Annotated in this window: 1 rRNA gene; it reads left to right on the forward strand. The window is 47.8% G+C overall.

Features of this window, described 5'->3' with window-relative positions:
• Positions 1–117 (forward strand): 16S ribosomal RNA (locus CR194_RS20090); the annotation flags it as partial.
• Positions 118–255 lie beyond the last annotated feature (138 nt).

Here is a 255-nt window from a genome sequence, read left to right on the forward strand (position 1 = left end):
ACACCCGAAGTCGGTGAGGTAACCTTTTGGAGCCAGCCGCCGAAGGTGGGACAGATGATTGGGGTGAAGTCGTAACAAGGTATCCCTACCGGAAGGTGGGGATGGATCACCTCCTTTCTAAGGAGCAATAGCTCAACTTATTGAATCGAACTTCGCTTTGGCTTTTTTGTTTAGTTTTGAGAGGTTACACTCTCAAGACTTCTTTTCTTCTAATGAAGAGAAGAGGCGGGACATTCCTTCGGGATGGACCCATTG

Origin of the sequence: Salipaludibacillus keqinensis (genome assembly GCF_003226325.1) — a bacterium.
In the GTDB taxonomy this organism is placed as follows: Bacteria; Bacillota; Bacilli; order Bacillales; family Salisediminibacteriaceae; genus Salipaludibacillus; species Salipaludibacillus keqinensis.